The sequence below is a fragment of the Streptomyces viridosporus genome (genome assembly GCF_002078235.1).
Taxonomy (GTDB): domain Bacteria; phylum Actinomycetota; class Actinomycetes; order Streptomycetales; family Streptomycetaceae; genus Streptomyces; species Streptomyces viridosporus.
The window spans coordinates 1-2,527 of record NZ_MSGP01000401.1; the positions used below are offsets into that span (position 1 = coordinate 1).

Here is a 2,527-nt window from a genome sequence, read left to right on the forward strand (position 1 = left end):
CCGGGGCCGTGGGGGCGCTCCCGACCCCGCCCTCTCGTGGAGCGCCCCCACGGCCCCGGGCGGCACGCGCCACGGGACCGGACGGCCGACCGTGTCGTTCGGGGAACCGGAGGGCTACGACGAGGACGCACGCCCGCACCCGCTCGGGCGGCGCGGCCGGTCCCAGGCGGTCGCCGCCGCCGTCTGCCTCGTGCTGGGAGCGGGCCTGATCGGCGGCGCCGTCACCGGGAGCTGGCTCGCCGGGGACTCCGGCGGGCCCGGGGCCCGCAGCGGCTTCGCCGCCGCCGGGGACCTGTGGCGCAACGTCCCGGTCGACCAGTTGTTCCCGCCCACCGTGCGGGGCGGGGGCGCGGGCCCCGGCGGCGCCGACCGGACCTGGACCCGTGTCGCGGTGGCCCCCGACAGCGACTGCGCGGAGGCCTTCGACCCCCTGCTGCGCAAGGTCCTGGACCCCGTCGGCTGCGCACGCCTGCTGCGCGCCACCTACACCGACGCCACGCGGAGCCACGTCACCACCGTCGGCCTGCTGTTCACCGAGGCCGACGCCGCCGGCATGGCCTCCCTCGCCCGCCGCTTCGACACCGAGCGCCTGGACCGCCGCACCGATCTGATGCCCCTGCCGTACGCCGCGAAGGACACGGCCGCCGCCGGGTTCGGCACCCGGCAGCGTGCCTCCTGGACGATCTCCGTGCTCACGGACGCCCCCGTCGTCGTCTACGCCGTCTCCGGCTGGGCCGACGGCCGCACCGTCGCCGCCCCGCAGCCCGCCGAGGAGGCCATGGAGTCCGGCACCACCACCGCCCCCGCGCAGGCCGGCCTCGGCCACGAGGCACGGGGCCTGGCCGACCGGGTCGAGCGCGGCGTGCGGGGGCACGCCGGCACCGCCACGGAGCGTCCGTCATGAGGCCGGCCCTCGGCCGGCGCCCCGCCGCGGCCCTCGGGGTCCTGCTCGCCGCCTCCCTCGCCCTCCTGCCCGCCACCGCCGCGCACGCCGACGGCATCCGTGCCCGGCAGTGGGCCCTGGAGGCCATGCACACCGAGGAGGCCTGGCGGACCACGCGGGGCGAGGGCGTCACCGTCGCCGTCCTGGACACCGGCGTCGAGGCCGACCATCCCGATCTCGACGGCAACGTCCTCACCGGCAAGGACCTGGTCGGCTTCGGCGCCGGACCCGGCGACCGCGCCTGGGCCCGCCACGGCACCGCCATGGCCGGGATCATCGCCGGCCACGGACACGGACCCGGCAACGCCGAGGGCGTCATGGGCATCGCGCCCGAGGCCAGGATCCTCCCCGTCCGCGTCATCCTCGAGGACGGCGACCCCGCCCGCGCCAAGGCCCGCAGCACCCGCGGCAACGCCCTTGCCGAGGGCATCCGCTGGGCCGCCGACCACGGGGCCGACGTCATCAACCTCTCCCTCGGCGACGACTCCGCCTCCGCGCACGCCGAACGCGGCGAGGACGAGGCCATCCAGTACGCCCTGCGCAAGGGCGTGGTCGTCGTGGCCTCCGCCGGGAACGGCGGCGAGAAGGGCGACCGCGTCTCCTACCCGGCCGCCTACCCGGGCGTCATCACCGCCACCGCCGTGGACCGCTACGGCACCCGCGCCCCGTTCTCCACCCGCCGCTGGTACGCCACGGTCAGCGCCCCCGGGGTGGACGTGATCATCGCCGACCCCGACCGCAAGTACTACGAGGGCTGGGGCACCAGTGCCGCCGCCGCGTTCGTCTCCGGCGCCGCCGCCCTGATCAGGTCGGCCCACCCGGACCTGACCCCGGCCCAGGTCAAGCGGCTCCTGGAGGACACCGCTCGCAACGCCCCCGCCGACGGCCGGGACGACTCCCGCGGCTTCGGCTTCGTCGACCCGGCCGCCGCCCTCGAGGCCGCGGCCCGCCTGAAGCCCGAGGACCCGAAGCCGGCGTCCTACGGCCGGAAGTACTTCGGCCCCGGCCCGGACACCGACGCCTCCGACGACGGCACCGCCGCCTGGGCGGCCCCCCTCGCGGGCGGCGCCGGCGGCGTGCTGCTGGTCGCCGCGGTGGTCCTGTGGCGCGGGCGGCGCGCGCGGGACGAGGACTTCCGAGCCTGAGCACGCACGGGCCTCACCGGCGGCGGGCCGCCCGCGTCCGGGCGGGGCACGGGCGGCCGATAGGGTCGGTGACCGTGGCGAACAAGAACATTCCCGACCCCGCCTTCCGCGACGACGACGGCTCCGCCGACCCCCGGCTGAGCGCGGCGCTCGCCGCCTGGGCCGAGGACCACGAGGCCGTCGGCCCCGTCCTCGAGGCGCTCAAGGGCGCCCGGCTGCTGGTTCCGGTGGTGGCCGTCCTCGGCGAGGTCGAGGAGGACGAGAACGGGCTGCGCCGGGAGAAGACCAGCGAGATGGCCGTGCCCACCCTCAAGGCGGGCGCCCGCACCGCGCTGCCGGCCTTCACCTCCACCGACTCGCTCGCCCGCTGGGACCCGGCGGCCTGCAGTGCCTGGTGCAGGGGCACGGCGACGGGGCGGGCCGCCGGGTCCCAGCGGGC

3 protein-coding genes are annotated in these 2,527 nt (G+C 78.0%); all 3 read left to right on the top strand.

What is annotated here, in order from left to right; all coding sequences use genetic code 11:
* Nucleotides 1–904 (top strand): hypothetical protein (locus B7L92_RS26800; protein WP_255311149.1); only part of this gene is annotated, 904 nt, incomplete at its 5' end.
* Nucleotides 901–2,088 carry a type VII secretion-associated serine protease mycosin gene (mycP, locus tag B7L92_RS26805; RefSeq protein WP_081239952.1) on the top strand — a complete coding sequence of 396 codons (1,188 nt, stop codon included), beginning with the start codon at nucleotides 901–903 and terminating at the stop codon, nucleotides 2,086–2,088. The genes B7L92_RS26800 and mycP, both read left to right, overlap by 4 nt.
* Before the next feature lie 74 nt (nucleotides 2,089–2,162).
* Nucleotides 2,163–2,527: SseB family protein (locus B7L92_RS26810; RefSeq protein WP_143626380.1), on the top strand; the 365-nt coding region annotated here is incomplete at its 3' end.

Coding starts and splice junctions, on each gene's coding strand:
- mycP (WP_081239952.1), top strand. CDS start 901: ATGAGGCCGGCCCTCGGCCGGCGCCCCGCCGCGGCCCTCGGGGTCCTG.